The organism is Actinoplanes sandaracinus (assembly GCF_030009775.1).
GTDB classification, from domain to species: Bacteria; Actinomycetota; Actinomycetes; order Mycobacteriales; family Micromonosporaceae; genus Actinoplanes; species Actinoplanes sandaracinus.
On record NZ_JASCTH010000006.1, the window covers coordinates 181562 to 202783 of the forward strand.

Below are 21222 nucleotides of genomic sequence, written 5' to 3' on the forward strand. Positions count from 1 at the left end.
GCCCCCCGCCGGGCGCCGGGGGGGGGCGCGGGCCCGCCGGGCGGGCCCCCCCCGCTCGGGGAGCCACGTGAGGGCGTGGTCCGGCGGGCGGGCCTCGGCGGTGTACAGAAGCAGAGGCTGTGCACAGGATCAGAGGCTGTGTGCAAGATCAGAGGCTGAAGAGGGACTCCAGGTAGACCGCGACGCCGTCCTCGTCGTTGGTGCCGGTCACCTCGTCGGCGACCGCGCGCAGCGCGGGATGGGCGTTGCCGACGGCGACACCACGGCCTGCCCAGCTCAGCAGCGGGATGTCGTTGGGCATGTCGCCGAAGGCGACCACCTGGTCGGCGGTGATGCCCTGGCGTTCGCAGAGCCAGGCCAGGCCGGCCGCCTTGGTCACGCCGGCCGCCGAGATCTCCACGAGAGCGGACGAGGACGAGCGGGTGGCCTCGACCCGGTCGCCGAGTGTGCTGCTGACCAATGCCAGGAAGTCGTCGGGGTCGGCGGTGTCCGAGCGGGCCAGAAGCTTGACGGCCGGCAGCGAGGTCAGCTCTTCGGCCGAGGCGATCACCCGGACCCGGTGGTCGTGCTCCCAGCGGATCAACCAGGTGTCCTCGTGGAGGAAGGCACGGCCGTCCTCGATCTCGACGGCGAGGGAGATGTCGGGCACGGCGTCGCGCAGCCGTTTCGTCACGTCGAGCAGCATCTCGGCGGCGAGTGGCTGGGCGCGCAGCACCTGGTCGTTGTCGGGGTCGTAGATCACCGCGCCGTTCGCGCAGATCGCCGGCAGCGGGGCCGGCAACTGGTCGTAGAGCTGCTGCAGCCAGCGCAGCGGCCGGCCGGTGACGACGACCACCGGCACCGGAATGCGGGCCAGCACATCGAGGGTGCGTGGGCTCAGGGTGCGCTCGCTGGTGATCAGCGTGCCGTCGATGTCTGAGGCGACGAGCCGCCAGGGCCCCTCGGGATCGGCTTGCATCACCTCGACAATAGCCGGTCCAGATAGACGGCGACGCCGTCCTGATCATTGGTCAGCGTCACATCGTCGGCGACCGCCATAAGCGTGGGATGGGCGTTCGCGACGGCGACCCGGCCCCAGCCCGCCCAGGCGAACATCGGCAGGTCGTTGGGCATGTCACCGAAGACCAGGACGTCGGACGGGTCCACTCCGACGGCCTCGGCGACCACCGACAGGCCGGTGCCCTTGTCGACGCCGGCCGGGCAGATCTCCACGTAGTCGAGACCGGCCTGGGTGACCGTCGCCAGGTCGGTCGGCACCACCCGGTGGGCCGCGGCGAGCAACTCGTCGACGCCCAGCTCGAAGGACCGGGCGAATGCCTTGATCACCTCGCCGCCGAGGCACTCGGCGCGGGTGCGGGACTCGACGGTGACGGGGTAGCGCCAGGTCGGGTCGTAGTCACCCCAGAGCGGGGCGTCGTCGTGCTCCAGCGCCTCGAACATGACCGAGAGCGGGCCGGCCACCGACTCCAGGGCGCCGAGCGCCTCGCCCAGCGCAGTGCCGGGCATGCGGGCCTGCCGTAGGTAGCGGGAGTCCGCCAGATCGAGCACCCAGCCGCCCTGCGCCAGCACCAGGAAGTCGGCGACGCGGATGTCGTTGCGGGTCAGAGAGGTGAGACGCGGGCCGCGCCCGGTGGCGGCCACGATCCGGATGCCGGCGGCGCGGACCCGGTCGAGAACCTCATGGGTGTACGCCGAAACGGTGTCGTCAGTGCGAACCAGTGTGCCGTCGAGATCCGTGGCGATCAGCTTGGGAAGCCCGGGCTTCATCGAAACCTCCGTGGGTCGGCTGACCCCCGCGGAGGGCGGAAGGTGAACGCTACACCGCTCGGCTACCAGCTGCCATCACATCTGGTAGCCGAGCGGTTGCGCTTACTTGAAGGGTTCGAGCACGTCGCGCCCGCCGAGGAACGGCTGGAGCGCTTTCGGCACCCGCACCGAGCCGTCCGGCTGCTGGTGGTTCTCCAGGATCGGGATCAGCCACCGGGTCGTCGCGAGCGTCCCGTTCAGCGTCGCGACGGTCTGCGGCTTGCCGTTGTCGTCGCGGTAACGGATGTTGAGCCGGCGGGCCTGGAAGGTCGTCGTGTTCGACGTCGAGGTCACCTCGCGGTAGCGGTTCTGCGACGGCACCCACGCCTCGCAGTCGAACTTGCGGACCGCGCTCGATCCGAGGTCACCGGCGGCCACGTCGATCACCCGGTAAGGAATCTCGACCTTGGCCAGCATCTCCTCCTCCATGGCGAGTAGGCGCTGGTGTTCCTCGGCCGCGTCCTCGGGGCGGCAGAACGAGAACATCTCCACCTTGTCGAACTGGTGGACCCGGAGGATGCCGCGCACGTCCTTGCCGTGCGAGCCGGCTTCCCGGCGGTAACACGACGACCAGCCGGCATAGCGGCGCGGCCCGTCGAGGTCGAGGATCTCGTTCGAGTGGTACGCCGCGAGCGCCACCTCCGAGGTGCCGACCAGATAGAGATCGTCGGCCTCCAGCCGGTAGACCTCGCTGGCGTGGGCGCCCAGATAACCGGTGCCCTCCATCGACTCGGGCCGGACCAGGGTCGGCGTGATCGACGGGATGAAGCCGTGCTCGACCGCCTGCTGGATGGCGAGTTGCAGCATGCCGAGCTGTAGCAGCGCGCCCACGCCGGTGAGGAAGTAGAACCGCGACCCCGAGACCTTCGCGCCGCGTTCGGTGTCGATCGCGCGCAGAGCCTCGCCGATCTCCAGGTGGTCCTTCGGGTTCTCGATCTGCGGGAGGTCGCCGACCTCGCGCAGCACCACGAAGTCGTCCTCACCGCCGGGAGGGGCACCCTCGACCACGTTCGACACGGCCATGTGCGCCCGCTTCAGCGCCTGCTCGGCCTCACCGGCGGCGGCCTCGGCCGCCTTCACCTCAACGGCCAGATCCTTGGTACGCGTCAGCAGCGCCGCACGCTCGTCCCCGGAAGCCTTCGCGACCTCTTTGCCGATGGACCGCTGCTCCGCGCGGACCGCCTCGAACCGCTGGGTGGCGGCTCGGCGCTCGGCGTCGGCACGCAGCAGATCGTCGACGAGGTCGGTGGACTCACCGCGCAGCCGCTGGCTGGCGCGGATCAGGTCGGGGTCTTCACGAAGCAGACGCAGGTCAATCACGGTTGTCGAGCCTACCGGCGTCCGGGTCCGGTCAGCACCCGGATATCCCCCGGTGTCACGATCGGTGGGGCTGGTCCAGCTCGCCGGGCACTGAGGCGAACGGCGTGGTCGGGGTGATGCTCAGGTCGAGCGGGTCCTCGTCCGGCGTCTCGTCCGCCCGGGCGGGCTTGCGCGCCGTCGTGCCGGTGGGCCGCCACAGGGCGATCAGCGCGGCGCTCACCGCGGCCAGCGCGCACCACAGCCCTCGCCCGAGCGCGACCCGCAGGGGAGCCATGTCCAGGGGATAGTGCTGCGGGATCAGGACGCTCACCCGGCTGAGATGCTGAACCAGCGCCAGGACCAGCGCGAGGAGCACGCCGCCCACCGCGAAGCCGGCGAGTCTCGTGAACGGCCGGCCGGCGGGCGGGCCGAACAGGGTCAGCACGACCGCGACCGCCAGCAGCAGCAGCCCGGCCACGTAGCCGCCGCCCGCTCCGCCGAGGTCGATCAGGGTGCCGAGGACGATCCGTTCCTCGCTCAGGTTCTCCGATCCGAGCGTCAGCCCGTCCATCGTGGTGGTCTGCCACTCGGAGACCAGCGAACCGAAAGCCGCCACGGCGCCCAGAGCCGCCGTCAGCACCGGCAGGCGCTGGTCGTCGAGCAGGCCGCGGAGGAACGCCCGCCGGGCCGGCTGACGATCGGGCTCTCCTTCGGCGGCACCGAAGCTGATCACCGACGGGGACTGAGGATCCACGGCCATGGGATCCATGATGGCCCCTCGCCCGGTCGGCGGACCAACGGGCGAGATATCGGATAGCGTTCTGGTCATGCCTATTCGTTCTTCTTCTGCCCGCTGGGAAGGGAACCTCACCGAGGGTTCCGGCACCGTCAAGACCGGCAAGGGTGGCCTTCAGGGCGCCTACTCCTTCAAGTCGCGTTTCGAGGAGGGCGAGGGGACCAACCCCGAGGAACTGATCGCGGCCGCACACGCCGGCTGCTTCTCGATGGCCTTCTCGAAGGGCCTCGCCGACGCGGGCTTCACCCCCACGTCGGTGGAGACCGTGGCGAAGGTCCATCTCGACAAGACCGACGCCGGTTTCGGCGTCTCCCGCATCGACCTGGAGACCGTCGGCGACGTTCCCGGCATCGACGATGCCAAGTTCCAGGAGCTCGCCGAGGGCGCCAAGGAGAACTGCCCGATCTCTCGCCTGCTCAAGCCGGGCGCGGAGATCAGCCTCGTCGCGAAACTGGCCTGACACAGTCCGGTCCGGCGCGGTCCTTTGCCCGGCCGCGCCGGAAACGCGGGCACAATGGGCTCGTGCCGGTCGAGATGAGTCAGGAACGTTTCGAGGAACTGGTCGGCGAGGCCCTCGACGAGGTGCCGGTCGAGCTGATGTCGCTGCTGAACAACGTGGTCTTCCTGGTCGAGGACGCGCCGGCGGACGGCGGCGACGACCTGCTCGGCCTCTACGAGGGCACCGCGCTCACCGAGCGTGGGTGGGACTACGCCGGTGCGCTGCCCGACCGCATCACCATCTATCGGCTGCCCACGCTCAAGTTCTGCGAGAGCGAGGAGGACGTGGTCGACGAGGTCGCGATCACGGTGGTGCACGAGATCGCCCACCATTTCGGGATCGACGACCAGCGGCTGCACGAACTCGGTTGGGGCTGACGGGTTGTCTCCGCGACCTACGCTGGCCTCATGCGCAGCGATCTCTTCTCGGCCGAGAACCTTGAGAAAGAACACAGCCAGCCGGGCCTCCGGCTGCAAAACTCGAAACTCCTCAAAGCCGAGCTGAACGGCGAGTTCATGGCCCGGACCGGCTCGATGGTGGCCTATCAGGGGCAGGTGACCTTCGAGGCGCTCGGCTCCGGCGGCCTCGGCAAGTTCCTCAAGCAGAAGCTGACCGGCGAGGGTGTCCCGCTGATGCGGGTCCGCGGCAACGGCGACGTCTTCCTCGCCGAGAACGCCGCCGACATCCACCTGATCGACCTGGAGCCGGGCGACGCCCTCTCGATCAACGGGGCGAACGTGCTGGCCTTCGACTCCTCGCTGAAGTACGACATCAAGATGGTCGGCGGTGCCGGCATGATGTCCAACGCCGGCCTGTTCAACTGCGTCTTCTCCGGTCACGGGCGGATCGCGGTCACCACCAAGGGCACGCCCGTGGTGCTCAACGTCGACCAGCCCACCTTCGTCGACCCGCAGGCCGCGATCGCCTGGTCGGCCAGTCTGCAGACCGGTTTCCACAAGGCCGAGCAGTTCAACCTCGGCACCCTGCTGGGCCGCACCACGGGTGAGCGTTTCACGATGAGCTTCGCCGGCCAGGGCTTCGTCATCGTGCAGCCGTCCGAGGAGCCGCCGGCCGGCCTGGCCGGCGCCGGCGGCAAGAAGGAGTCCAGCAGCGGTGGCGGCGGCATCCTGAGCGACCTGTTCGACGACTAGGCGCGCCCGCCGGCGGTCACGACCCGGAGCGCAGCCGTGCCAGCCAGGCCGCCGAGTCGGCGAAATCGCCGTCGGACAGGCCCGGCGGCGCCGCCACCGGCGGCTCCGGCTGGAGGCGGTGCTTGGGGTAACTGCCCAGGAAGCGGACCTCGGCGCAGATCCGGCGGAGACCCTGGAGGGCTTCGCCGAGCCGCGGTTCGGCGACGTGGCCGGTGCAGTCCAGGAAGAAGAAGTACGTCCCCAACTGCTCCCCGGTCGGCCGGGACTCGATCCGGGACAGGTTGATGCCGCGCACGGCCAGTTCGGTCAGCACCGCGAGGAGCGCGCCGACCTGGTCGTGCCGGATGGACACGGCCAGCGAGGTGACGTCGTCGCCGGTCGGGGCGGCCGGCGGACCGGGGCGGGTGAGCAGCGCGAAGCGGGTGACGGCCTCAGCCCGGTCGGCCACCTTTTCGGCGAGCACGGCCAGTTTGTTACGGCTCACGCCGATCGGGGCGCACAGGGCCGCGTCATGCTCCCCTGCTGCCGCGCTGATCGCCGCCGCCGCGTTGGAGAGCACGTCGACCACCACCGCGTCCGGCGCGTTCGCCTGCAGCCAGCGGCGGCACTGGGCCGAGGCCTGCGGGTGCGCGGCGATCGAGCGGATGTCCGCGAGCGGGGTCAGGCGGCGAGCGGCGAGCACGAACTCGACCGGCAGCAGCACCTCGCGCGTGATCATCAGAGGGCTTCCGGTGATCAGTTCGTCGAGCGTGACCGAGACCGCGCCACCTACCGAGTTCTCCACCGGGACGAGAGCAGCGTCCGCCTCGCCGGCGCGCACCGCCTCAAGGGCCTCGGGCACACTGCGCGCCGGGGTGCGAACCCCGTGCTCAGCTGCGGGAATGGTGCGCAGGGCCGCTTCGGTGAACGTGCCCTCCGGACCGAGGTACGCGAAGCGGGTGGGCGGCGTTCCGGGCATTTTCCAGAGTCTAGGGGCTGCCGCACCCATCTCGCGAGAGCAAGGCCGGGTGGCACGGGTCTGGTCAGAAACCGCAGGCCAGCGCCCGGATGCCCGCCGGGGCCTCGGCTTTCACCTGGGGATTGCACACGTCGGTGCCGGCAGTGACGAGTGTGAGGGCCGCTCCGACGCCGGTGGCGACCACCGAGAGCGGCTCCGCCCCGGTCATCCCGATCATGGTGAAGCTCCAGGTCCCCGAGCAGTAGGGGCCGTCCACCACGGCCAGGTCGCCCTCCGGGACGGCGGGATCCTTCTTCGCCAGGTCGACGACCTGTGCGCCGGTGGGCTCGCCGGCGCACCGGGCGGCCCGTGAGGGGGTGGGGCTCGGTGACGTGGCGGCCGGCGTGGTCGGGGTGGCCGGTCTGGTGGTCGCGGCCGGCGGCGGGGTTCCGTTGCCCGGCAGGGTCGGCAGCGTCACGGCCGGTGGGGACCAGGCCGTCGTCGGGGCGGCCGAGGGCGCGAGCCCACCGGCGGGCAGGCCGCCGCTGACCCGTGGCAGAGGCGGCCGGGTCGGCAGGCTCTCGGGCGGTGAGCCGCAGGCGGCGCTCAGCAGCAGGGCGCCCACGACCAGTGGAAGGCGGAGCGTGCGGGGGGACACGGCCTCATGGTAGGAGCCGCGAGGTCAGCTGGCGATACGGTGGCCCGCGGCGGCGAGAGTATTGACCGCCTCGGTCAGCCGCACCGTGGGCACCAGCAGGTAATCCGTGTCGTACGTCGAGAAGGTCACGATGTTGACGCGGGCGTCGGCGAGCGGCCCCACCAGCGAGGCGAGCACCCCGGTCATGGCCAGAGTGAGGTCCGCGACGCGGAAGCACCGCCAGGCCGTGTCGACGATCGCGCCCTCGGGCACCCGGTCGTTGGGGCAGATCACCGAGAGCTCGTCGACGCCCCAGGTCACCGAGATGACCGTCTTGTCGTCCGGACCTGCGGTGAGCGAGGAGGGCAGGGATGAGCCGGCGGGAAGCCGACACACCGCGTATTCACCCGGTAACAGGTCTAGATCGAGCATCTTCGCAGACTACGTTGCGGATCTGTAACAACCAATGGTTGCTACCTGCGGTGAACGCCACATCGTAGTGAACAAAAGGGATGTCAGTACCGTACCGGGGACAGGAAGGTCAGGGTTCCGCCCACGCGGTCGCCGGCCATCAGGGGTGTCGAGATCGCGTCGACCGTGAGAGGGGTCTCACCCTCGCCCGGCACGACCCGCATCAGGCCGCGGGCCAGTCGCTCGCTGCGGAGTGCGAGCAGGGGCGGGATGTTGTCCGTCTCCTGCTCCTCCAGGCGGCCGCCACCCGCGGTGAAGTCGATGAGGTGCAGTGCCGTGTTGAGCCGCAGGCCGATGGCCTCGGACGGCTTGCCCAGGCCGAGCATCTCGCTGCACGACGCCGACAACGCGAGTATCAGGCCGTCGGCTCCGATGACCAGGCAGGGCTCGTCCGCCGTCGTGACCGTCATCGTCCAGCGCTCGACGCTGGTGACGAACTCGGCCTCCGAAGGTGTCCGGGCCTGAGGGACGAACGCTCCCGAGAGGGAGAGCTCAACATGCGCCACCGGCTCCTCCTCGCTCCTCGTTGACGTCGAGGCCGACGCGGAAACGTCGGCCTCGACGGCGTCGTCAGGAACGTTACCGGCGGGTCAGCCGCTTGTCAGCGGCCGTCCGTCCGTCGCCGTACGACGAGTAGGCGTGACCGGGCCGATAAGGCGCGTTCGACCAGGTGCCCGGATGGTGGGCGACGGCCGACAGCTTGTTCGCGGTGGCCGGGGAGATCTTCGCCCCGCCGGCGATCAGCAGGCGGTCGAGCTCCTTGTCGGTGGAGACCAGACAGTCCTTCGGCAGGCCGTGAACGCTGATCACGCCGGAACCGACGAAGGTGAGCACGGCGGTCACCGGGACGTTGAGCCCGACGACGGCGGAGATCGCCTTGGCGGCGCGACGGGCGTCACGGCGAGCCTCGGAGATGTACTCCGGGCGCTTCCCGTTGATCTGGACCACATCACCGGCGATGAGGACCCGGGATCGGCCGTGATCGGCGACCGTGATGGCGAAGACGCCACCGGGGCCGATCGCGAGGAATCCGGCGCGGTCGTCGGCCGGGTTGGGCTCGTAGTAGGCCTGCGAGATGTCGGTGCGCGGCCAGTCCACGATGTGCCAGTTGGGCCCGAGGCGGTCGAGGCGTGTGAGAGCGCGTGCTCCGGCGGCCTCGAGGCGGCGTGCGCCCCGCTCGGCGCGACGGCGGCGCGCCCACTCGGCCGGGGTGGGCATCCGCTGCGTGTCCTCCAGGAAGGACGGCGTCGGACGTGTCCGGTCGACGGGTGTGAGAGTTTGAGACGGCATGGGCAGCGCGGGGCGGGCGGGGAAGACAGTCACTGCGACCTCCGGCAAAAGGTCAGATGGGCTCTCTTTTCCAACTACCGTACGTGCTCGTGTCCCTACGGAACAGGCCGACGGGGTGGGAAAGAAAGGGAATGAGTATGGATGAATGCCGCATTCACGACAGCGAGTTCTTTCGGATGGTGCATCCGTACGTCTGAGTGCCGCATTCTCGATCGCACCTTCCCAAGCTATCCCCCGGTCCCGGCCGATGCATGACTGTCCCAAGATCTAGTCACAACGTCACGGCCCGATAGCGCTCGGTACCGGCTAACGTCGGCATGGTGTACGTCGACAGTGAAGTCAGCCGCCTCCGTACCGTACTGCTGCATCGCCCGTCAGGGGAACTCGCAAGACTGACCCCACGCAACAACGACTCGCTTCTCTTCGATGGCATCCCCTGGGTGAGCCGCGCCCAGGAGGAGCACGACGCCTTCGCCGAGGCGCTCCGCAGCCGTGGTGTCGAGGTGCTCTACCTGGGCGATCTGATCACCGAGACGCTGTCCGTGCCGGAGGCGCGGACCGAGCTCACCGCGGGGGTCCTCTCCGACCGCCGCCTCGGTGACTCGCTGCGCGCCACGGTCGCCGGCTACCTGGCCGACCAGGACCCGGCCCGCCTCGCCGAGGTGCTCGTCGCCGGCCTCGCGCATGAGGAGATCAAGTCGGGCGGCGGCGGGCTGGTCTACGAGATGATGGACCGGCACGAGTTCGTCATCGACCCGCTGCCGAACCTGCTGTTCACCCGCGACTCGTCGGTGTGGGTGCGCGACCGGGTCGCGGTCACCAGCCTGGCGATGCGGGCCCGGCGGCGGGAGACCACCCTCACCCACGCCGTCTACCGCCATCATCCGCGCTTCGCCGGCACCGAACTGCTCTTCGACCCGTCCCTGGAGCACGTCGAGGGTGGGGACGTGCTGGTCCTCGCTCCGGAGGTGCTGGCCATCGGCGTCGGCGAGCGGACCACCCCGGCCGGCGCCGAGCGGCTGGCCCAGCGGGTGATCGCGGCCGGCCTCGCACACACCGTGCTGGCCGTGCCGATCGCTCAGGAGCGGGCCACCATGCACCTCGACACCGTCTGCACGATGGTGGACGTCGACGCCGTGGTGATGTACCCGAACCTGGCACACACCCTGCGGGCGTGGACGGTCACCGGCGAGCCCGGGGGCGAGCTACGGGTCCGGGAGCCGCGCCCGTTCCTGGAGGCCGCCGCCGACGCGATGGGCATCGACCGGCTCCGCGTCATCGACACCGGACTGGACCCGGTCACCGCCGAGCGCGAACAGTGGGACGACGGCAACAACACCCTGGCCATCGCCCCGCGGCTCTGTGTCGCCTACGAGCGCAACGTCGAGACCAACGCCCAGCTGGAGAGCGCCGGGATCGAGGTGGTCCGGATCAGCGGCTCGGAACTCGGTTCCGGCCGGGGCGGGCCACGCTGCATGAGTTGCCCCATCCAGCGCGACCCGCTTCGCTGAAGATCAAACCCTTTGCCGGGGGTACGGTCAGCGCAGGGTCAGCTGGCGGCCGATCAGGCCCTGCTTGGCTCGGCGGGCGGCCGCGTCCAAGGGCTCGTCGACGGCCAGGGTGTCGGCGTACCGCTTGGCGAAGTCGGCGAGGGGAGCCTCGAACTCGGCGCCCTCCGGCTCACCCGGCACGTCCCAGACCGGGACCAGCAGGCCGTGCGCACGGAACATGCCGGCGAACTTGGTGCCCTCGCCGAGCAGCAGGTCCCCAGAGGCGGACAGCCGGGAGAGGGCGTTCAGCGCCTTGTCCTCCGGCTCGCCCAGCACCCAGCGGACGTGGCTCTTGTCCGGCGCCACCCGGCACCAGTAGGCGGCCTTGGCGGCGGCCAGCCGCACGGTCGGGTAGATCGAGGCGTTGGCCCGCTCCAGTGACGCCTTCACGGTGGCGTCCTGCATCTGGTCGGCGTCCAGCCAGTACTCGAAACCGTCGTGCATGGTGATCTCGAGTGGGTTGTCGACCAGCAGGTCCTGGAGGCGGAGGCCCTCACCCGGCAGGGACGGCACGGACACCGTGTTGCCCGGCTCGGTGGCCAGGGCGCCCAGGATCGCCACGGCCAGGTCACGGGAGACGTCACCGGACTGGAGGTGCCGCTGGAGGCCGATGAACACCGTGCCGTCCTGGCGGGCCATCGCCGGCCACGCCATCGGCAGCACCGTGGACAGGATCACCGAGCGGTCGCCGTACTCCTCGACGATCTCCGGCTTCAGGGTCAGCGGCGCCGAGGCGGCCGGGACCAGCTCACGGAGGGCGACCCACTCCGGTTCGTCCGCCAGGCCTTCGAACGGGCGGGCGACGAAGATGTCGCGCACCTTCGTCTTCGGTGCGGTTTCGCGGGACTTGCGACGCTTGCTCACGAGGAACCAGCCTAAGCGGTACCTACCGGGAACCGGTGACGTGGGCCACCGAATGTCGGACGGGTCGGTCTCAGGCCCGGGGAAGCCGCACCTCGGCGACCGTGCCGCCACCCTCGCGGGGACGCAGCGAGACCCACCCGTTCTGCCGCTCCACCAGCCGCCTGACCAGGTAGAGGCCGAGGCCGGCGCCGGCCCGGTGATGCCCCGAGTCGGCCTGCCAGTAACGGTCGAAGGCTTGTTCCACGTGCTGCGGGGCGATGCCCACCCCGCGATCGGCGACCCGGAACCGGAGCGTGTCGTCGTCCGTCCCGGCGCAGACCTCGACCGTCGTGTCCGGTTCCGAGTACTTTTCGGCGTTGGTGGCCAGTTCGGTGAGGATGGTGGCGATCGAGTCGCGGTTGCCGTACGCCTTCGGCAGGTCGCCGGGCATGTGCGTCAGCAGCAGCCGCTGACGCAGGTCGCCGGGCAGCGCCGCGACGGCTTCGCGCAGCGCTTCCACCAGATCGAACGGTCCGGCCGGGGAGGCGCCCACCGAGCCGTCCTCCTCGCTGGCTGCGGAGAGCAGCCGGTCCACCAGGCGGGCCAGCTCACCGGCCCGGGTGCCGATCACCCGGACCGCCTCGTGCCGGCCCGGCTCGCCCAGGGCGTCCCAGTGGTTGGTGAGGGTGTCGGCGTACCCCTTGATGACGGTGACCGGAGTGCGCAGCTCGTGGCTGGTCACCGCGACCCAGAGGTCGCGGTCGGCCTGGCGGCGGACCTCGTCGGGGGCCGGTTCGCCGTGCGCGGGCAACCCGGCGCCCAGCCCGTAGAGCTGGCCGGCGAGGGCGGCGAGTAGCTCGAGCACGGCGTGGTGCTCGGGGCCCGGCTCGCCCACGTGGGCGTCGAAGTAGACGTGCAGGGAACCGACGATGGCGCTGCCGTGCTCGCACCGGGCGCCGAGCATGTGCCGCAGGTCGCCGCCCTCGATCAGGCGGGCGAACTCGTCGTTGACCGAGTCGAGCGGCACCAGCAGGGTCCGCCGGTCGAGGAGCCGGTCGCCGGGATGGTCCATCCGCCGGCCGATGGCGGGAGCGCACGCTCCGGTGGCCGCGATGATGCGGCCGTGGTCCTTCGCGTACTCCGCGAAGCCGGCGCCGCGCGCACCGAGCGTCTCCTCGGCGAGCCGGACCACCTGCTGCAGCACGGACAGCCCCGCGTCACCGGAGTTGACGCGGTCGAGGACCGCGACCTGACCCCGGGTCAGGGCCGCATAGTCGGGATGGTCCGGCATGCCTGCGAGTTTGCCTCTCCTGCCGCGTTTTGGGCAGACGAACCTAAGCGGATCCTGAGGTTGACCGGCACCAAGTGGTACACGTCACACCCGCTGGAGCCGGTCGAGCACGAACCCGGGACGGTCGGTGATCACGCCGTCCACCCGGTGCTCCAGCACCAGGTCGAGATCCTCGGCCTCGTTGACCGTCCAGACATACGCCTGATGTCCGGCCGCCTTGATCGCCGGTAACAGCGCCGGCCGGGCCCGGACCAGCTCGATGCCCGGCCCGGCGGTCCGGGCGCCGAACGGCAGCCGGCCACGGCCGACGCCGGGCGGTGTCATCTCCATCAGGTAGACGGTCGGCACGCCGGGCGCCTGCGCCCGGACGCGGCGCAGCGCGAGCGCCGCGAAGGACATCACGGTGACCTGTACGGGGTCGTCCGGTTTCGGATCGGCCAGGCCGAAGTGCCGCAGCATCCGGATGAGCCGGCGCTCCACCTCGGCACCGTAGCGGGACGGGTGCTTCGTCTCGATCAGCAGCCGCACCGGGCGCCCGCGGGAGAGCACCGCGTCCAGCAGCCGCTCCAGGGTGAGCAACCGGGCGAGATCGGGCACCTCGGTGTCGGCCGGATAGCCGGGATGCCAGGACCCGAAGTTGAGGGCGTCCAGCTCGGCCAGGGTCTTGGAACTGACCCGGCCCCGCCCGTTGCTGGTGCGGTCCAGTCTGCTGTCGTGCACGCAGATCAGATGCCCGTCCCGGGTCAGCCGGATGTCGCACTCCAGGCCGTCCGCCCCCTCGTCGAGGGCGCGCAGATAAGCCCCGAGCGTGTGCTCGGGAAGTGCCTCAGCGCCTCCGCGATGGGCGAAGACGAGAGGGCGGTACTCCTCGCTCACGGCACGCTCTCACAACACGCGAGCCGGCTGCCCGTTCTCGGTCACCACGTCTCTGCCCGCGGCGGCCCACGACTGCATGCCGCCGTCGAGGTTGCGCACGTTGTCCCAGCCGTGGTTCATCAGATAGGCGACGACCTGGCCGGATCGTCCGCCGGCCCGGCACACGACCACCACCTCGCCGTCGGCCGGCACCTCGGCGATCCGGGCCGGCACCTCCATCATCGGCAGGTGGTGCGCGCCGGGGGCATGGCCGGCCTCCCACTCGTCGGGCTCGCGCACATCGAGCAGGTAGGCGCCGGGGGCGACTTGATCAGCGGTGACGCTGGGAACCTGGGGTCCGAACACGAGGACCAGTTTAGGGGTCGGGTCCCGGCTATTTTTCGTTGGCCACGACGCCCGGGTTGTCGAGGACGAACTGGTCGAGCCGGTCCTTCTTCACCGCGTCGAACATGGCCTGCGTGGTGTCGTTGAGCGTCTCGCGCCCGCTGGCGTTGCCGGCGAAGGTGCCCCCGTTGGTGCGCAGGAGCACCATGTCGTTGGCCGCGACGTCCTTGAGGCCCAGGACGAAGTCGGCGATCTCGATGTCGCCGACGTCCAGGACCAGGGACTTGCCGGCCGTCTGGACCAGCGAGCTGACCTTGAGCGGGTTGTCCAGGAGGCCGCCCGACGCCGCCTTCTTCGCCATCGCCTTGATCAGCTGCTGCTGGTGACGCTGACGGTCGTAGTCGCCGTTCTTCAGGCCGTAACGCTGCCTCGCGTAGTCGAGAGCCTCCCAGCCCTCCATGTCCTGGCAGCCGACCTTGTGCACCACCGGCTTCTGGGCCTTGCCGCTCTTGCGGGCCTCGGCCAGGTACGTCGGCTCGCCGTCGACGTAGACCATGTGCTTCGAGGTGACCTGCTGGTCGACGCACATCTTGACGCCGCCCAGCTCGTCGATCACGTTCTTGAAGCCGCCGAAGTTGATGATCGCGGCGCCGTCGAAGCTGATGCCGGTCGCGTTCTTCAAGGTCTTGGCGAGCAGTTGGGCGCCGCCGGCCCAGCCGGCGCCGTTCTGTGCGCCCCAGTAGAAGGCCTCGGTCGCCTTCACCGTGCCGCCCGGGTACTTGCTCGGCGCGAACGCCGGAACCTCGACCTCGGTGTCCCGCGGGACGGAGACCAGGTAGGCCTGATCGTGGCTGGCCGGGATGTGCAGGATGATGATGGTGTCGGCGCGCACCTCGTCCGCCGCCCACCGGGCCCGGGCGTCCACGCCCATCAGCAGCAGGTCGATCGGTCCCTGGAGGTCACTGCCGCCGCCCTCTTCGACGGTCTTCTTGGCGTCGCCGGTCAGGTTCGTCACCGCGATCGACTCGGTCGACCGGCTGATCAGCGTCTGCCCGGCGGCCAGGCCGCCCCCGCTGGCGACCAGGAGCACCACACCGAATGACAGGGACAGCTTGGCCCACAGAGGGGACCGGCGCTTGTCCTGCCCGCTTTCGCTGGGCGGGGCCGGCGGGACGGGTGCGGGATCGAACCCGGTCCGCGCCGGCGACTGCCGTTCGGTGGTAACGGTCATGCAGCACTCCATGGATGAGAGCGAGGGGCTGCATCACCTTACGGATACGTCCTGGACAACTGAAGGTCTGTCGCGTTTCGGAATGAAGTCACAGTTCCTTGACAGCCGGCGCTTACTTCTTCACGGGGTTCGCGGCGATCCACTCGGCCATCTTGTCGGCGGCCATGGCCTTGTAGAGGGCCAGCGCCTTCTCCCGGTCGGAGACCACGACCGACTGGCCCTCGATCGTCTCGCTGCCCTTGTTGGGGCTGGTGAGGAAGGTGAGGTTCTCACCGCGGAGGTTGCGGAACTGGACCGCCGCGTCCTTCAGGGAGAAGTTCTCGTCGACCGTGACGGCCTTGGTCACCGAGTCCAGGAAGTCGTTGAGCTTCGCCGGGTTGCTGAGGGTGCCGCTGCTGGCCGCCTTGTCCATCACGGCCTTGAGGAAGTCCTGCTGGTGCTGCATGCGGGCGAAGTCGCCGCGGGGGAACTGCTTGCGCTGCCGGATCCAGTCCAGGGCCTGCGCACCGTCCATGTGCATGGTGCCCTTCTTGAACTCCCGGAACGGCTTGTGGATCGAGGTGGTGTCCTGTTCCACCTTGAGGTCGACGCCGCCGAGCGCGTCGGTGACCTCCTTGAAGCCGCCGAAGTCGATCGCCATGACGTGGTCCAGGCGGACGTCGGTCATGCACTCCACGGTGCGGACCGCGCGCGGGATGCCACCGAAGGCGAACGCTGCGTTGATCTTGGCGCGGCTGCCGGAGCTGCACGGCGCGTTGTCACCGCTCGGGATGCTCACCCAGAGGTCGCGCGGGATCGAGACGAGCTGCGCCGACTGGTGGTCCGCCGGCACGTGCATCAGGATCAGCGTGTCGGCGCGCCACTGGTTCGCCTGGTCCTGCTTGGCGTCCGGGTCACGCGAGTCGGTGCCGATCAGCAGGATGTTGAAGGCGCCCTCGACGGCCTTGCCGGGCCGCTCCGCGGTGATCCCGGAGAAGGCGTTGGTGCGCTTGAGCTCCTTGTCGACCCCGGAGATGTACCCGTACGCCGCTATCCCGGCGACCACGGCGAGCACCAGGACGATCACGCCGATCACGAGGGCGATCCGGCCCCAGCGCGGCTTCGGGCGGCGGCCGCCGTAGGAGCGGCCGGGGCCACGGCCGCCGGGCCCGATCGGGCCACGCGGGCCGAAGTCATCACCACCGCGCGGGGGCCGGCCCGGCCCGGGCACGAATGCTCGTCCGGAGGAGTTACCGCTGGGAGAGGTGGTGGCAGACATGACACCAGATTACGTAATGCCCGCCGGTGAGCCCTGCTGTCGCCGCGCTTCGGCACGAAGGTGGGAGAGTGACCGCGCGGTCACGGGCCGGCGTCGGCGACTACGCCGGCCCGTGCACTGGGAAATGTCAGTGAGCCCCGTGCCCGGTCAGCGACCGGACCTCGAGTTCCGCGTACTTCTCCGGGTCGCTCTCCTTGGTGATGACGGTGCCGAGCCAGCCGAAGAAGAAGCCGAGCGGGATCGAGATGATGCCCGGGTTCGACAGCGGGAACCACTGCCAGTCCTGCGCCGGGAACATCGCGGTGGCCGAGCCGGACACCACCGGCGAGAAGAACACCAGCACCACCGCGCTGATCAGGCCGCCGTAGATGGACCAGAGCGCGCCCGCCGTGTTGAACCGGCGCCAGAACAGGCTGTAGAGGATCGCCGGCAGGTTCGCCGACGCCGCCACCGCGAACGCGAGCGCCACCAGGAAGGCGACGTTCAGGCTCTGCGCGAAGATCGACAGGGCGATCGCGACCGCGCCGATGATCAGGGCGGCGATCCGGGCCACCCGGACCTCGTCCCGCTCGGAGGCGTTGCCCCGCTTGATCACGCTGGCGTAGAAGTCGTGCGCCAGGCTGGACGACGACGCGAGCGTGAGACCGGCGACCACGGCCAGGATGGTGGCGAAGGCGACCGCCGCGATGACGGCCAGCATGATCGCGCCGCCGGTGTTGCCGCCCAGATACTCGATGCCCAGCTCCTGTGCGAGCTGTGGAGCCGCGGTGTTGCCCGCCTTGTCCTGGGCGGTGATGTCCGCACCACCCACCAGGGCCGCCGCGCCGAAGCCCAGGGCCAGGGTGAACAGGTAGAACGTGCCGATGATGCCGATCGCCCAGAGCACGCTCTTACGCGCGATCCGGCTGGTCGGGACGGTGTAGAAGCGGGTCAGGATGTGCGGCAGGCCGGCTGTGCCGAGGACCAGCGCGAGACCCAGCGACAGCAGGTCCATCTTGCTGTAGAACGTCTTCGCCGCGTCACCGGCCGTCTCCACGCCGTAACGCAGACCGGGTTCCAGGAAGGCGTCGCCCTTGCCGGACCGTGTGGCCGCGTCACCGAGCAGCGCCGACAGGTTGAACTTGTAGTGCGCGAGCACCATCAGCACCATGATCAGGGCGCCGCCCATCAGCATGAACGCCTTGACGATCTGGACGTAGGTGGTGCCCTTCATGCCGCCGACCGTCACGTAGACGATCATCAGAGCGCCGACCAGGATGATGGTGGCGACCTTGGCGGTGTCGCCGTCCATGCCCAGGAACTCGGTGCCCGGCTTGATCCCCAGCAGCAGCGAGACCAGCGCGCCGGCGCCGACCATCTGGGCGATCAGGTAGAAGATCGACACGACGATGGTGGAGACGCTCGCCGCGGTCCGGACCGGGCGCTGGCGCATCCGGAACGCCAGCACGTCGGCCATCGTGAAACGGCCCGAGTTGCGCAGGAACTCGGCGACCAGCAGCAGCGCGACCAGCCAGGCGACCAGGAAGCCGATCGAGTAGAGGAAGCCGTCGTAGCCGTACAGGGCGATGATGCCGGCGATGCCGAGGAAGGACGCCGCCGACATGTAGTCGCCGCCGATCGCCATGCCGTTCTGGAAGCCGGAGAACTGCCGGCCGCCGGCGTAGAAGTCGGTGGCGGTCTTGGTCTGCCGGCTGGCCCAGACGGTGATCGCCAAGGTGATCGCCACGAAGACCAGGAACAGCGTGATGGTCAGCGTACGAGAGGTGCTGGTGGACGCCTCGGCGGCGAGGAACTGTGGAGCCATCAGTTCTTGCCCCCGTCAACGGTGGTGGCGGGAACGTCGTCGACCTTGTGCAGGATCTGGTCGGCCAGCGGGTCCAGCTTCTGCGCCGCGTACCGGGAGTAGAACCAGGCGATCAGGAAGGTGGAGACGAACTGCAAAACGCCGAAGATCAGCGCGACGTTGATGTTGCCGATCAGCTTGATGGCCATGAAATCACGCGCGTACGCGGACAGCAGCACGTAGAGCGAGTACCAGACGATGAACGCGACCGTCGTCGGGAAGATGAATCTGCGCAGCCTGTGGCGCAGTTGAGCGAACTCCTCGGAGCGTTGCACTTCGAGGTATCTCTCGGCGGATGCCGGCACGGGGTTTCACCACCTTCGTGAGGGCGAACTTTCCGGCACCGTACGAAGGAGTGAGCCGTGTCACCGGCCGCCGGTCGGGGTCTGCGCTGAGTGGCGGTCTGACTGCGCTGAGCGGCAGTCAGGCCAGTTCGGTGTACCTGCCCCGGTAGTGGATCAGAGGTGTGCCGGCGGTTCCGGTGGTCATCGTCTCGATCACCCCGTCGAGCAGCAGCGCCCACCCGTACGGGCGGTTGCCGTCGAGCCGGCACCCGGCCCAGGTGCCGGCGTGCGCGGGAACCGGGCCGTAGTCGGTCTGCTCCCAGTCGCCGGTCGCGAACAGGCCGCCGGGAGCCGGGAACAGGCCGGCGAACCGGTCGGCGAGCTGCCGGTCGGCGGGCGTCAGCACGGTGACGGCGAACCGGCCGGCCCGGGAGGCCGCCTCCCAGAAGTCGCTCTCCTCATCGATCAGGCCGAGCACCCGGCCGGGATCCCCGTCGGCGATCACCGCGGACGAGACGGTCAGCCCGGCGGGGCCGGGTGCGGTCCACAGGGTCACGGTCGCGGCGAACCGGCCGCGCAGGCGCCGGACCTGGGATTTCTCCGCCTCCGGTGCGGCGAACGGATCGGTGGAGTGAATACGGCCGCCAGGCTCGTCGGAGTGCATGCGACCATTCTCCCGATTACAGATTGTGCACGCGGCTACCCGCTTTGATTGATCAAGAACTATTTTTAGGCGATGGATCAGGTGATGCTCCACCCGGGGGACGTCGTGCGGGTCGGCCCGGAGGCGAGCGTCCAGTTCTCCGGTGAGCGTGCGCTGACGTTCCGGGTGATCCGGGTCGACCCCCGCGTCACCTACGACGGCTGGATCTGGCTTGACGGCTACGTGCTCGGCCCGGCCGGCAACGCCCTGCAGCGCCGCCGCATCTTCGTCCGCCACGCCGGTCTGCACCCGGCCGCGGTCAGTCCCCCGCCGGTAACTCGTACCGAATCTCGAACTGCTGGCCGGCCTTGATCATGACGGTCACCTCGATCGGCCGTTCCCGGTCGGTGTAAGCGGTCCGGAACTGCCGTAACACCGGGATGTCCCCGGGCAGTTGCAGCGCGATGAACTCGGCGACCGTGGCCGGCCGCACCGACACCTGGTCGACCGCGTGCCGCAGCGGATGGCCCAGCGCGGCCAGGACGGTCGGCGATCCGCCGCGCAGCCGCCGGTCACCGGCCAGCGCGGTGCCCCGGGCGATCTCCGCCGGGTAATACGTCCAGACGAGTTCGGCCGGCTCCCCGTCGAGCACGAGCACCTGGTGCCGGAAGACGACCGGCTCGCCGGCCGGGAGTCCGAAGGTGCGGGCCACCTGGGCCGGGGCGGCCGTCTCGCCCACGCCGAGCAGCCGGACCACCGCGTCCCGCCCGGTGGCGCCGAGCCATGGCAGCGGATCGCCGGGTGCGACCGGCGTGGGGTAATGGCTGGCCCGGACCACGGCCGGGCGGCGCCGGGTGGAGACCACCGACTTTCCCTTGTGGCCGGTGACCAGGCCTTCGGCCTTGAGGAGCGCGAGCGCCCGGGTGACTGTCTGGTTGTTGACCGCGTAGCGGCGGGTCAGCTCGGCGGTGCTCGGCAGACGCTGGTCGGGGCCGATGTCGCCGGAGAGGATCAGCGCCCGCAGATCGCCGGCGAGTTGCCGCTGGCGCGAGCGGTGCCCGTCGTCGGGTATCTCGGGGTCGATGGCACTCATAGCCGATCATGCTGCCCCATCGGGACTCGAAAGTGGACGATCGCCGCCGCTGCCACCGGGTTACACATTTTGTGTAATGTCTGCGGGTGGCGACGATGGGAGGCGGACCATCAGCGAGGCGTTGCCCCGGGCCGGGGAGGTGCTCCATGTCGGTGTCGCGGCCAGTGTCCAGTTCGCGGGCGACCGGGCACTGACCTTCCGGGTGATCCGGGTCGACCCGCGCATGACCTATGACGGCTGGCTGTGGATCGACGGCTACGTGCTCGGGCCGACGGGCGAGGCCACCGAACGGCGGGTCATCTTCGTGAAGCGCGACGGCTTGCGCCGCATCCGCTGAGCTGAAGCGGGCCGTCGGGCGGTCCGGGAACTCGGACCGCCCGAACCGATCAGCCCACCCGCTCGATGACGGCCCGCCTGATCAGGAACTTCCCCGGCTCGCGGACCTCTTCGAAGGCCGCGTTGTTGAGCAGCACGCAGCTTCCCGACGTGCTCGCCACCTTGACGGTGATGCTCTTGTTGTTGTCCAGGTTGCGGACCCGCAGGGTGGTGCCGAGCGGGAAGGTGCCGCTGGAGGCGGCCGGGGCGCCGCCCTCGCCGGAGACCGTGACGGTCGAGCCCGCGCAGACGACGTCACCGGCCGCCGCGTTTCCGCCGCCCGCCGCGGGGGGTGCGGTGGTCGCCTGCTGGACCGGCTTGGCCGGGGCCGCCGCCGGGGGCGCGGCGACCGGCGGGGCCGCTGCCGGCGGGGCCGCGACCGCACCTCCGCAGCCCGCCTGCTTCCGCTGCACGTTGATCAGGTCGATCACGGCCTGCCGGTTCGCCACCACGGCCTCGGTCTGCGCGTTGGGGCTGGCCCGCTGGGCGGCGATGAACTCCTGGTTGCGGCCGATCGCGTCATCCATCCCGTCGCAGACGGTGGATGCGCTGCTCAAGCCGGTGCCGACGGCGATACCGCCACCAACCAGCGCGGCCACGGCGAGTCCGATCACGATCTTGCGGTTGCGTCCGGGCTGTACGGGACGTCGGTAGGTTCGTCTCATGCCCACGACTACGGGTGCGCTCCACGCCGTGGCCGGGCGGCTTACCTTAAAGATCCTTAA

General features: G+C 70.0%; 26 protein-coding genes. 6 read left to right on the forward strand and 20 right to left on the reverse strand.

Annotated features, from left to right (window positions below; genetic code table 11):
• Positions 1–148: 148 nt before the first annotated feature.
• The 4 genes from QLQ12_RS11180 to QLQ12_RS11195 form a co-directional block, all read right to left on the reverse strand.
• Positions 149–958, reverse strand: coding sequence for a Cof-type HAD-IIB family hydrolase (locus QLQ12_RS11180; protein ID WP_282759192.1), 810 nt, complete (start codon positions 956–958; stop codon positions 149–151).
• A complete protein-coding gene (locus QLQ12_RS11185; protein WP_282759193.1) occupies positions 958–1767 on the reverse strand; it encodes an HAD family hydrolase in 810 nt (269 codons plus the stop codon). The genes QLQ12_RS11180 and QLQ12_RS11185 overlap by 1 nt, the downstream gene beginning before the upstream one ends.
• A gap of 102 nt (positions 1768–1869) precedes the next feature.
• A complete protein-coding gene (gene serS, locus QLQ12_RS11190; RefSeq protein ID WP_282759194.1) occupies positions 1870–3126 on the reverse strand; it encodes a serine--tRNA ligase in 1257 nt (418 codons plus the stop codon).
• A gap of 55 nt (positions 3127–3181) precedes the next feature.
• Positions 3182–3865 (reverse strand): hypothetical protein, encoded by a 684-nt coding sequence (locus QLQ12_RS11195; RefSeq protein WP_282759196.1) that lies wholly within the window; start codon positions 3863–3865, stop codon positions 3182–3184.
• 67 nt (positions 3866–3932) lie between these two features.
• On the opposite strand from QLQ12_RS11195, the gene QLQ12_RS11200 reads away from it, so the two are divergent.
• From QLQ12_RS11200 to QLQ12_RS11210, 3 genes are all read left to right on the forward strand, one after another.
• Positions 3933–4361 carry an OsmC family protein gene (locus tag QLQ12_RS11200; protein ID WP_282759198.1) on the forward strand — a complete coding sequence of 143 codons (429 nt, stop codon included), beginning with the start codon at positions 3933–3935 and terminating at the stop codon, positions 4359–4361.
• Positions 4362–4435: 74 nt separating this feature from the next.
• On the forward strand, positions 4436–4777 hold the full coding sequence (locus tag QLQ12_RS11205) for a metallopeptidase family protein (RefSeq protein ID WP_282759400.1): 342 nt from the start codon (positions 4436–4438) through the stop codon (positions 4775–4777).
• A gap of 30 nt (positions 4778–4807) precedes the next feature.
• On the forward strand, positions 4808–5551 hold the full coding sequence (locus QLQ12_RS11210) for an AIM24 family protein (protein WP_282759199.1): 744 nt from the start codon (positions 4808–4810) through the stop codon (positions 5549–5551).
• A gap of 16 nt (positions 5552–5567) precedes the next feature.
• Here QLQ12_RS11210 and pheA read toward each other — a convergent pair whose 3' ends face one another.
• The 5 genes from pheA to QLQ12_RS11235 all read right to left on the reverse strand — a co-directional run bounded on the left by pheA (position 5568) and on the right by QLQ12_RS11235 (position 8919).
• Positions 5568–6509: a prephenate dehydratase gene (gene pheA, locus QLQ12_RS11215; protein WP_282759201.1), complete on the reverse strand. Its 942-nt coding sequence runs from the start codon at positions 6507–6509 to the stop codon at positions 5568–5570.
• A 64-nt stretch (positions 6510–6573) separates the two neighbouring features.
• A complete protein-coding gene (locus QLQ12_RS11220) occupies positions 6574–7146 on the reverse strand; it encodes a hypothetical protein (protein ID WP_282759203.1) in 573 nt (190 codons plus the stop codon).
• 24 nt (positions 7147–7170) lie between these two features.
• Positions 7171–7557, reverse strand: coding sequence for an ACT domain-containing protein (locus QLQ12_RS11225; RefSeq protein WP_282759205.1), 387 nt, complete (start codon positions 7555–7557; stop codon positions 7171–7173).
• A gap of 83 nt (positions 7558–7640) precedes the next feature.
• Entirely contained in the window at positions 7641–8102 is a 462-nt protein-coding gene (locus tag QLQ12_RS11230) for a hypothetical protein (RefSeq protein WP_282759206.1), read from the reverse strand.
• Between the two features lie 73 nt (positions 8103–8175).
• Positions 8176–8919 (reverse strand): hypothetical protein, encoded by a 744-nt coding sequence (locus QLQ12_RS11235; RefSeq protein ID WP_282759207.1) that lies wholly within the window; start codon positions 8917–8919, stop codon positions 8176–8178.
• Between the two features lie 284 nt (positions 8920–9203).
• Between QLQ12_RS11235 and QLQ12_RS11240 the strand changes: the two genes are divergently transcribed.
• Positions 9204–10397 carry an arginine deiminase gene (locus QLQ12_RS11240; protein ID WP_282759209.1) on the forward strand — a complete coding sequence of 398 codons (1194 nt, stop codon included), beginning with the start codon at positions 9204–9206 and terminating at the stop codon, positions 10395–10397.
• Between the two features lie 27 nt (positions 10398–10424).
• Here QLQ12_RS11240 and QLQ12_RS11245 read toward each other — a convergent pair whose 3' ends face one another.
• The 9 genes from QLQ12_RS11245 to QLQ12_RS11285 all read right to left on the reverse strand — a co-directional run bounded on the left by QLQ12_RS11245 (position 10425) and on the right by QLQ12_RS11285 (position 19050).
• A complete protein-coding gene (locus QLQ12_RS11245) occupies positions 10425–11300 on the reverse strand; it encodes a DUF5926 family protein (RefSeq protein ID WP_282759210.1) in 876 nt (291 codons plus the stop codon).
• Between the two features lie 70 nt (positions 11301–11370).
• Positions 11371–12570 (reverse strand): sensor histidine kinase, encoded by a 1200-nt coding sequence (locus QLQ12_RS11250; RefSeq protein ID WP_282759212.1) that lies wholly within the window; start codon positions 12568–12570, stop codon positions 11371–11373.
• 84 nt (positions 12571–12654) lie between these two features.
• Entirely contained in the window at positions 12655–13446 is a 792-nt protein-coding gene (locus QLQ12_RS11255; RefSeq protein WP_282759213.1) for a glycerophosphodiester phosphodiesterase, read from the reverse strand.
• Between the two features lie 9 nt (positions 13447–13455).
• A complete protein-coding gene (locus tag QLQ12_RS11260; protein WP_282759215.1) occupies positions 13456–13791 on the reverse strand; it encodes a rhodanese-like domain-containing protein in 336 nt (111 codons plus the stop codon).
• Between the two features lie 28 nt (positions 13792–13819).
• Entirely contained in the window at positions 13820–15001 is a 1182-nt protein-coding gene (locus QLQ12_RS11265) for an LCP family protein (RefSeq protein WP_282759217.1), read from the reverse strand.
• A gap of 112 nt (positions 15002–15113) precedes the next feature.
• A complete protein-coding gene (locus QLQ12_RS11270) occupies positions 15114–16259 on the reverse strand; it encodes an LCP family protein (protein ID WP_282759219.1) in 1146 nt (381 codons plus the stop codon).
• A gap of 127 nt (positions 16260–16386) precedes the next feature.
• A complete protein-coding gene (locus tag QLQ12_RS11275; protein WP_282759221.1) occupies positions 16387–18063 on the reverse strand; it encodes a solute symporter family protein in 1677 nt (558 codons plus the stop codon).
• Positions 18063–18407, reverse strand: a complete 345-nt coding sequence (locus QLQ12_RS11280; RefSeq protein WP_282759223.1) for a DUF485 domain-containing protein — start codon at positions 18405–18407, stop codon at positions 18063–18065. Before QLQ12_RS11280 ends, QLQ12_RS11275 begins: the two co-directional genes overlap by 1 nt.
• 118 nt (positions 18408–18525) lie before the next feature.
• The gene (locus QLQ12_RS11285) at positions 18526–19050 is read right to left on the reverse strand and encodes a flavin reductase family protein (protein ID WP_282759225.1); all 525 of its coding nucleotides are present in this window, start codon (positions 19048–19050) and stop codon (positions 18526–18528) included.
• 72 nt (positions 19051–19122) lie between these two features.
• Between QLQ12_RS11285 and QLQ12_RS11290 the strand changes: the two genes are divergently transcribed.
• Complete coding sequence (locus QLQ12_RS11290) at positions 19123–19401, forward strand: hypothetical protein (RefSeq protein ID WP_282759227.1); 279 nt, start codon at positions 19123–19125, stop codon at positions 19399–19401.
• Here QLQ12_RS11290 and QLQ12_RS11295 read toward each other — a convergent pair.
• On the reverse strand, positions 19349–20122 hold the full coding sequence (locus tag QLQ12_RS11295; RefSeq protein ID WP_282759228.1) for a GntR family transcriptional regulator: 774 nt from the start codon (positions 20120–20122) through the stop codon (positions 19349–19351). The two genes, QLQ12_RS11290 and QLQ12_RS11295, sit on opposite strands and share 53 nt — an antisense overlap.
• A gap of 76 nt (positions 20123–20198) precedes the next feature.
• Here QLQ12_RS11295 and QLQ12_RS11300 point away from each other — a divergent pair, with 76 nt between their 5' ends.
• Positions 20199–20459: a hypothetical protein gene (locus tag QLQ12_RS11300; RefSeq protein WP_282759229.1), complete on the forward strand. Its 261-nt coding sequence runs from the start codon at positions 20199–20201 to the stop codon at positions 20457–20459.
• A gap of 49 nt (positions 20460–20508) precedes the next feature.
• Here the strand turns inward: QLQ12_RS11300 and QLQ12_RS11305 are convergent, their stop codons facing one another.
• Positions 20509–21162 carry an RlpA-like double-psi beta-barrel domain-containing protein gene (locus QLQ12_RS11305; protein ID WP_282759231.1) on the reverse strand — a complete coding sequence of 218 codons (654 nt, stop codon included), beginning with the start codon at positions 21160–21162 and terminating at the stop codon, positions 20509–20511.
• Between the last annotated feature and the right edge of the window lie 60 nt (positions 21163–21222).